At 42.9% G+C, this 7972-nt stretch carries 11 protein-coding genes; 4 read left to right on the forward strand and 7 right to left on the reverse strand.

The window, feature by feature from the left end; translation table 11 throughout:
• A partial coding sequence (locus IH879_15415) for a transposase (protein ID MCH7676320.1) occupies positions 1-1028 on the forward strand: 1028 nt, incomplete at its 5' end.
• On the opposite strand, the gene IH879_15420 is transcribed toward IH879_15415, so the two are convergent.
• The 3 genes from IH879_15420 to IH879_15430 all read right to left on the reverse strand — a co-directional run bounded on the left by IH879_15420 (position 989) and on the right by IH879_15430 (position 2423).
• On the reverse strand, positions 989-1159 hold the full coding sequence (locus tag IH879_15420; GenBank protein ID MCH7676321.1) for a PAS domain-containing protein: 171 nt from the start codon (positions 1157-1159) through the stop codon (positions 989-991). The genes IH879_15415 and IH879_15420 overlap by 40 nt on opposite strands.
• 62 nt (positions 1160-1221) lie before the next feature.
• Positions 1222-2070 (reverse strand): DUF1338 domain-containing protein, encoded by an 849-nt coding sequence (locus tag IH879_15425; GenBank protein ID MCH7676322.1) that lies wholly within the window; start codon positions 2068-2070, stop codon positions 1222-1224.
• A gap of 47 nt (positions 2071-2117) precedes the next feature.
• A complete protein-coding gene (locus IH879_15430; protein MCH7676323.1) occupies positions 2118-2423 on the reverse strand; it encodes a PAS domain S-box protein in 306 nt (101 codons plus the stop codon).
• A 440-nt stretch (positions 2424-2863) separates the two neighbouring features.
• Here IH879_15430 and IH879_15435 point away from each other — a divergent pair, with 440 nt between their 5' ends.
• The gene (locus tag IH879_15435) at positions 2864-3295 is read left to right on the forward strand and encodes a hypothetical protein (GenBank protein ID MCH7676324.1); all 432 of its coding nucleotides are present in this window, start codon (positions 2864-2866) and stop codon (positions 3293-3295) included.
• 66 nt (positions 3296-3361) lie between these two features.
• Here the strand turns inward: IH879_15435 and IH879_15440 are convergent, their stop codons facing one another.
• The 3 genes from IH879_15440 to IH879_15450 form a co-directional block, all read right to left on the reverse strand.
• Positions 3362-3736, reverse strand: coding sequence for a hypothetical protein (locus IH879_15440; protein ID MCH7676325.1), 375 nt, complete (start codon positions 3734-3736; stop codon positions 3362-3364).
• A 228-nt stretch (positions 3737-3964) separates the two neighbouring features.
• A complete protein-coding gene (locus IH879_15445) occupies positions 3965-5596 on the reverse strand; it encodes a T9SS type A sorting domain-containing protein (protein ID MCH7676326.1) in 1632 nt (543 codons plus the stop codon).
• 78 nt (positions 5597-5674) lie between these two features.
• Complete coding sequence (locus IH879_15450; protein ID MCH7676327.1) at positions 5675-5866, reverse strand: hypothetical protein; 192 nt, start codon at positions 5864-5866, stop codon at positions 5675-5677.
• A 59-nt stretch (positions 5867-5925) separates the two neighbouring features.
• Here IH879_15450 and IH879_15455 point away from each other — a divergent pair, with 59 nt between their 5' ends.
• Together IH879_15455 and IH879_15460 are read left to right on the forward strand one after the other, a co-directional pair.
• On the forward strand, positions 5926-6186 hold the full coding sequence (locus IH879_15455) for a hypothetical protein (protein ID MCH7676328.1): 261 nt from the start codon (positions 5926-5928) through the stop codon (positions 6184-6186).
• A gap of 554 nt (positions 6187-6740) precedes the next feature.
• Positions 6741-7013 carry a hypothetical protein gene (locus tag IH879_15460; GenBank protein ID MCH7676329.1) on the forward strand — a complete coding sequence of 91 codons (273 nt, stop codon included), beginning with the start codon at positions 6741-6743 and terminating at the stop codon, positions 7011-7013.
• Between the two features lie 687 nt (positions 7014-7700).
• On the opposite strand, the gene IH879_15465 is transcribed toward IH879_15460, so the two are convergent.
• A complete protein-coding gene (locus tag IH879_15465; GenBank protein MCH7676330.1) occupies positions 7701-7952 on the reverse strand; it encodes a hypothetical protein in 252 nt (83 codons plus the stop codon).
• Between the last annotated feature and the right edge of the window lie 20 nt (positions 7953-7972).

The following is a 7972-nucleotide window of genomic DNA, read 5'->3' on the forward strand; positions in this document are numbered from 1 at the left end:
AGGAGTTGCGCATTGCCACTTTGCTGAATGCCGGCAAGATTAAGAAACGTACAGGCCATTGTGTTAATCGCATTGTGTTCGAATTGTTTTTAATTCCGTTTTTGATGTTTTCCAACGTCTACTTATTCGTGCATGCCCAATATGAGAAAGCGGTTTCTCATAAGAATCGATTTTATCGTCTTCTTGAGAATGCCAATTATAACTGGCGGAAATTTCAATTGAATTTATCATATCGTGTTCATCAAAAAATTACTCAAGAATTACCTTCGGAACTCTTCTTTGTTCTGGATGAAACCATCGTGGAGGTCAAAGGCAAATTGATTGAAATGGCTTCTTATGTTTACGACCATACCGTTGGTAAAAGCGTTTTAGGCTTTCAGAAGCTGGTTTTAGGGCTTTTTGATGAGCACCATTTCATCCCAATTGGTCAAAGAATCTGTACCAGTAAGCGTAGGCCTGAAGCAAAAAGTAAGGCAACAAAATATAACAAAATCCCTAAATCTGAAAGGATTGCTGCCAATAGCCCGGGCGCCATTGAACGAGCAGAAGCGACGCAATCGAAACTCGACAAGGCGTTTTCCTTACTTAAGCAGGCTAAAAACAAAGGGTTTGGGGCATCTACACTTCTGGTGGATTCCTGGTTTTGCTTCAATTGCTTTCTGATCAAAGTGGTCACACAACTGAAACTAAACGTCATCTGCCAACTGAAAAATTTGCCCAGAACCAATAAATATCTCTACACAGGTCAGACCTATTCTTTGAAAACCCTCTTTACTGGCGTTGCTGAACCGAAACTAAGAATGGTAAAAAAATATCAGTTCAAACAAGCCATTGTGACCGTCTCGCTGCCAAACTCGGATGTTAAGCTCAAAATCGTATTCGTACAAAATCCAGAACAAGATAAATGGTATGCCTTTGCCGCTACCAATCCCAATCTAAGCGCCGAAGCCATCCTCTCTGCCTATTCAAAAAGATGGAGCATAGAAGTCTATAAGCCAAACAATTGCTCAAATCTGGGGTTTGTATAAACAATTACACCGTCACTAGTTCGGATGAGGTAAACCCCTTCTGACATGTTCTCCAAGATTTCTTTGTGAAGACGCAACTCTTCTACCACCTGCTTGCGCTCCATCCTGTAGGCTATAGATTTCTGCTTCATGGGGTCACCATACAGTGCAAAATCGCATGAATCTGGTTAGTACCAGAAACACGAACTTTAGGCTACGTCGGATTGGTTTTATTCACTTGGGCAGCGTAGGTGCTTTCAAAAATCATATCTGCGTTTTTGGGAATAAAGCCCTGGAAATAATATTGTGGCTCTACGAAACGTTCGGCAAATTCCATATAGGAATAGGGAATGGAATGAGTGCCATCTAAAAACTCGACCTCCATTTGGTTCGCCACTGTGGAGCTCTGCATCAAGCAGGCAGCCGGGCTTCCCTTGATTAATCCCCCTGCCGTATTCATCGGAATTTCATTTTCCAGCAATAGATCGTTCAATGCCTGAATATTGGAGATGTTTGCCAGGGCATTAACCGATATCGTAAAATGATTGACCCGATTGCCGTAAGCAAGCACCCAGGCCGCATATTCACTGGCCTCATTCAAGCTTTGATAGTCCGCGTAAGAAGGCTGTGCCCACGGACGTGAGTCCAGGTACTCTATGATCTTATCCGGCTCCGCGATTGAAATTTGATCGTTCGGGTCGGATTCAATGGGGTCCGTGTATTTTTTAATGACGGATTGCGTTGACTCCGGAAATAAACTCACGATCAATTCACTGATAAATACCTTGGGAAGGGAAAGATGAGGTGGTCGATACCAATACGCATTGAGTTTCTTATCTTCAAAGTACATGCGCTCCATCTTAGTGTATCCCAGGTGAATGAAAGGTTTTTCCAATGACGCAATGCCAAGATTTGGCATTCCAAACGAACGAAAGGCTACATGATCATTAACAAAAGAGTCATTCTTGCCTTGAATAATTTTAATGGCTTGCCGGGCATAAGGCACTTTCTCTAAATAACCTTCCATTAATGCCTCAAATACCTGCTCTATGACTGCTAACATCAATCCTCCTTTATTTTAGTAATTTAGACCTCTGTAAGATTAATAAGTTATTGTAAATAAAAAGCTTGAATTAGTGATTTTGCCTTGCATTTCCTTTCTACAAATTCCACTTCCTCCTTGGGTATAACCTCATCGACCGTTTTTCCAATTATTTGTTCATCAGTAAATCCAGTCTCATTCAACAACGCTTTATTAACAGCAAGAATTCGGTTGCGATTATCAGGTTCAACTTTAACGAGGCATATGCAATCCGAAACCGTATCAAAGAGCAATGAAAGGCGTTCTTTACTCTCATAAAATTCCTCCTGCGCCTGTTTGCGCTCTATACTGTAGGCTGTAGATTTCTGCTTCACAAGGATCACCTGCCTTTCAGGTCTTTTGATAAATCTTTTGGCTCAGCTTAGATGTGAATAATCCCGGGGAAAACCAAAGGCAGCGCTACGGAAGGTAGGTGTCAAGTAACTTTATTGGAAAGAAAAATCAAAAGGGAAATAATCATCCTGCTTTGCTATTGTGGAAATCTACAATAATTTAACTGTAGCAGGAACAAAAATATTGAAATCATTACATTTGATTATCTACCCTCCTGGAGAGAATCGTTCATTTATTTGGAAATTCGCTCAACCATTTTGTTTTAGTTAAAGTTACAGTTTTATAATAATGTAAAATTCACTTCAAAGTCAAGGAAAAACTTTTACAGCCATTCTGACTGCCGTAATGCCATTATAAAATGAAAGATTCGATAGGGCGAGACCACCCAAAGAATTAACGGACGAAAAGGAGGTGATGTCTATTGAAGAAGAAAATTATTCTTCTAATTAGTTTGGCTTACTCGCGTAACATTGTAATTCTGGTCAAGCTCAATAATCTCGTCCATGGCACTGTTCACGAGCCGACCGAGTTTTTCCTCGCGTTCCCGAACTTCTGCCTCTGCCCGAATGCGTTGCAATTCGGCCGCGGCACGGGCGGCAAAAATCCTGATCAGCGCACGGTCATTCGGTGCTTCCGGCAATGGTCAGCTATCCAGCACGGCCAGGTGACCAAGGATCTTGCCATCGACGTCAAGAAGGGGCACACCTATGAAGCTTACGGCATCCAACGGTTGCAGTCCGGGTCATCCGGTCTTTGCAAGATATTGTCGGTGCGAACGGAAAGTAAAGGGTTGTTTTGTTGGACGCACCTTGCTTCGCAGAATCTGAGACTGTCAGGTCAGTCAAGGTCTTAGGGTGTGTGATTCTATTGCGCACAATAATCGATCTCTGAAAGGCGTCCCAACCGGAGCCGCTCACCTCTAGCTCAAAACTTGAGCCAAAGGCTTTGGCAAACGCTTTGAAGGAGAACCGAAGGTTGAGAACCGAAGGTTGTCCGTAAGCCTTAGAAACTTCGGCTGAACCCTAACTTCGCCATTGTTTGCCAGAACGTATTGTTCTTCTCTGAGCATCGCAAGTTCAGGCTCGGAGAAAACAGTTTGCCGCTCCGCGTGTTGTAGCAACGCAAATTCTTTCCGAAGAGAGGTCTCACCTTCGACCTGAGCAAAGAATGCTCTAAACAGGGTCCTCCGCCTTAGCTGCAGGTCGGGTTGGTTCAACTCTTGACCGGCCGCAATCAGATCATTCGAAAGTATCTCGATTAATGCCTTATACGGTTCCCAATCTACCACTAGCATGCCTCGTCTGTTGGAAGATACATCTAATGATTTCTAACATTTAAAATGAGTTGCGCAAAGATGTCGTTATTACTACGCTGCGATGCTGTTCAATACTCTGTGCGAAGCCCTGACTAAAAATCACGACCCAGCCCTTTGCGCCAGCTCCATTTTTTTGTTAGGCATTGACTTCTCTTTTCAACAGTCTCGTTAGGTGGCGAACCATTATTTTATTGGGAACATATGCCACTATCTCATGAGTAGCATTTTCTTTGTTTCCACAAATTCGTTTCCAACCTGCAATTCGTAGAAATAAATGCCGCTTGCAAGGTTACTTGCATCAAAATGAGCAGCATATGTTCCTGCCTTCTGAAATTCATTAACTATTGTCTCGATTTCCCTGCCAAGTATATCATAAACTTTCAAGCTCACATAACCTGAATTTGGCAGCGAATATGAAATTCTCGTTGATGGATTAAACGGATTCGGATAATTCTGAAACAAGGTAAATTCCTCAGCATTTGCATCCGGGGAATCCGGAAACTGCTCAATGTCTGTGGGAAAATTACTGCATAATAAACTATCAACTGTAGCGGCAGCATCTGTTATTGTTGTTGTATTATTAATAAACCCTCCTGAGCCGATTGATGTTTGGGTTGAGTTTACTATAGTTGCGGTGTTACCGACAACCGTGCCAGCGGTCGACTCGTTGCACCCGCTACTACCAAATTCATCGGTTTTGATCAAGTACACATCTTTATCACCTGCACCGAAACTCTCGGAATATCCTGCAATAACATACCCACCATCAGTAGTTTGTTGAACCGACCAGCCGCGATCATTACTAGCACCTCCATAAGATTGACTCCATAGAAGGTTGCCATCGGAATCTGTGCGGAGCAAGTAAACATCACCAGCATTTCCAAAGCTTTCCGTATAACCTGCTACGATATACCCTTCATCGGTGGTTTGCTGAACGGAATGGCCAAAATCAGAAGAATTACCACCATACGTTTTCGCCCACGAAATATCTCCAATACTATCGGTCCTAATAAGATAAACATCTGACATTCCTGTGCCAAAACTGCTCGTATACCCTGCTATGATATACCCTTCATCCAGGGTTTGTCTAACGGAATAACCATAATCAGCAGCACTACCGCCGTACGTTTTCGTCCACATCAGATTTCCGCTGCTGTCGGTTTTGACTAAATAAACGTCTGCACTGCCTGCACCAAAACTCAAGGTCTCCGAAACTAAAATATAGCCCCCATCTGTAGTTTGTTGCACAGCCCTTAAACGATCCTCATTGCTTCCACCGTAAATTTTTGTCCACAAAGTATCACCTTGAGCATCGGTTTTGATTAGATAGACATCATGTAGCCCAGCGCCAAAACTGTTGACATGTGCTGAAATAATATACCCGCCATCTACCGTCTGTTGAATTGAGTAAGCTCCATCCGCACTGCTTCCGCCATAAACCTTTGTCCACACGATTTCTCCATTTGCATCGCACTTGATTAAATAAACATCATGACTCCCCGCTCCGAAACTTCCAGAATGTGCTCCGATGATGAATCCTCCATCTGTGGTCTGCTGAACTGTCCAAGCATAATCAGTATTACTTTCTCCAAACGTTTTTGTCCAGAGCATACTACCCTTAGCATCCGTGCGAATTAAATAAACGTCGCGACTGCCAGCTCCAAAACTCGTGGTATAGCCGGCGATAATGTATCCGTCATCAGCATTTTGTTGAACCGAATAGGCGTAATCTACGTTTGTTCCACCGAAAGTTTTCTGAAAAGTAATCTGGGCATTCACAGTGTTGGTGAAAAAAAAAGAGAATGATAGTGCGATAAATGTTTTTATAATTGCTTTCATTTATCTTGCTAATTTATGGATGGAGTTTTAAAAAATCCCTTCGTAATCGCCTTAGAAGGGTAATTCCCCGTAATCATTTCATAAAGCACGACACCCATAGACCAGATGTCTGTGCCGGGCTTTCTCTTCTTCGCCCATGGCTTGCAGTGGTAAGAACTTGAGGGCGACCTCGCGTTTGAGTTTGGTGTCCTCGGCTTTGTAAACGACACCCATACCGCCTTCGCCAAGCTTCTCAACGGTTTTGTAGTGAGAGATAGTTTTGCCGACCATAGTCTTTTAGAGAAAGAAATGACAGGATAGTTAGAAAAAGATAAGCGAGAACGATTTAATTGTCAAGGATTTCCAGCAGTTCCGAAGCCTTAGGCGGGGTCTACTGGTCAATGATTGATATGACCCAAAACGATGTTCATACCTTTAAAGAGTGGTGTGATGAAAACGGCTTCGAGGACGTGTTTCACGACAAATTTAATTCTCAGCATTTTGAAATGGCGATGATTGCCTTTCACGAAGCCAGGGCGGGTGCGTGCAAACCAAAAGAGGAGAGAATGCAAGTTGGGGAAATTGAAGAAACGTTAGCGGGACCGAAATAAAAAATCCCTGCGTTTCAGTGTGGGGCAATCAAAGAACCGAGACATGCGCGGTGGGCACCGCCTGTACGTTTTTTGCGTCCACTGAATCCCGAAAAATCAGGATGAGGCGTGCAATCTGACCGTCCAGAGCTAAGCTCCCAATTTAAAGGTATTAGCTCTTTGATTTATGCCACATGGAAAATCTACAGGGATTTGAGCTGTGTGAAGTTTATTAAAAATGACAATAAAAGTCAAGGAGAAAATTGCTGATTTTTCGCAAATTACTTGACTTGTTTTGGTTTCCAGAACACCTCAGAAACTAAGGAGAGCCTTTTAATGGTTTATGGCAGCCATTTCCGGACGCAAAAGAAAGCAGATATGCGAACGCATGGAACGAGCAAGAGAAATTGTGAGTTTCTATTAGATAAGGTGTATCCGCACCTCGAGAAAGTGGCTTAGAGGCCAAATATGAAAGCCGTTTGGATGGAATAACCTCGTTGCCGACGAGTCCTTGTTTTTTATTTTTGTCTTAGCCTCATTTAGCTTGATGAGTCTAATACGGAAGCCAATTTAAAGTGCAGTTGATAGGCATTATCTTTTTAATCCTGGCAATTATGCGGTTAGCCGGGTTTATATTCAAGACCGCCGAAGCTGATGAAGTGAGAATCAATTCCTATGGCTTGGCCAAAGCTGGCCTTATAGCCGTAGTGCTCAATCTCTTTATTCCTGCCCCCAGAGTCACTACCTTCCTGGGAGCCTTCAGTTTGTGGTCTTTCAGTGGAGCGCTGGCGCTTATGCTCTTGGCTTGGGATAAAACGCGTGATCAGAGGAGAAATAAAAAACCCTGAGTCGGAAAACCAACTCAGGGTAGTCTCCCATATACTGGTAGGATATTTGGTGGGATTCTTAATTAAGAAAAGTGACGTTAAAAAGCAAGTGTTTTTACTTTAAAACGCAAGGGAAAATTTCACACTTTAACCAAAGTGTGAAATGGTAAAATAGGTAGGGGGACACTAATTACTGCATTAAATATAGATACTGCCGACGTTAATTATTTTTATTTATGCCTATCGGGGAATATGACCAGTATTAGTAGACCAAGGTAAAAGAACCATCCGAGTAAACCCCATGCGCGATGGTAGCCTTTGCTCTTTGCATAGAAGGTACATCCCCAAACAAAGGCAATGGCTCCACCCAAGGAGCAAATCCAAACAAGAACTATATCCAATTCAGGGAACCCACCAAATATTTTGGGTACAAAGCGGCTTATAATCAATGTAATGGTTCCAACGACTATCAAGGCAATTGCGTTGTCTTTGTATTCAACTATCATTAGGATTGTTCCGCGTAAGAAGGATTGAATTCAAAACTAAAATTGATAAAAAGAGTCAACTAGTACTCAAGGAATTTGCAAATATCGACCAATTTAGAAACATTGTTACAACTGATTTGAATTTGTACTTTCCTACGATTTAAAAGATTTATCAACAAGCAATAGAGTGTAAAGCCTGCAACTATTTATCCGCTAATTTTTATCAGACGGTCTCTGGCTCACCGAGCCCGGCCCGAATTAGCAGGTAGTCCACCAACAGGGGAAAAGGGTCGAAGCCGATGACCTGCGGCGCATCAGCCACGAAGTTGGACATGACGTTGATGTCGTAATAGTATATCTGCCCGTCGCGGGCGTTGACCAGATATTCCACGCCGCCGACTTCGATGTGAGCCGCAGTTGTGATGCGCTTCACGTCTTCAATAACCTGGGCCGTTGGTGTGTATCCTTCCACCATTTTATCCCGGCCGGAGACGT

It is taken from the genome of candidate division KSB1 bacterium (genome assembly GCA_022562085.1).
Taxonomy (GTDB): Bacteria; Zhuqueibacterota; Zhuqueibacteria; order Oceanimicrobiales; family Oceanimicrobiaceae; genus Oceanimicrobium.

Coding starts and splice junctions, on each gene's coding strand:
- IH879_15440 (MCH7676325.1), bottom strand. CDS start 3,736: ATGCTAGTGGTAGATTGGGAACCGTATAAGGCATTAATCGAGATACTT.
- IH879_15420 (MCH7676321.1), bottom strand. CDS start 1,159: ATGAAGCAGAAATCTATAGCCTACAGGATGGAGCGCAAGCAGGTGGTA.
- IH879_15445 (MCH7676326.1), bottom strand. CDS start 5,596: ATGAAAGCAATTATAAAAACATTTATCGCACTATCATTCTCTTTTTTT.
- IH879_15425 (MCH7676322.1), bottom strand. CDS start 2,070: ATGTTAGCAGTCATAGAGCAGGTATTTGAGGCATTAATGGAAGGTTAT.
- IH879_15465 (MCH7676330.1), bottom strand. CDS start 7,952: ATGGTGGAAGGATACACACCAACGGCCCAGGTTATTGAAGACGTGAAG.
- IH879_15450 (MCH7676327.1), bottom strand. CDS start 5,866: ATGGTCGGCAAAACTATCTCTCACTACAAAACCGTTGAGAAGCTTGGC.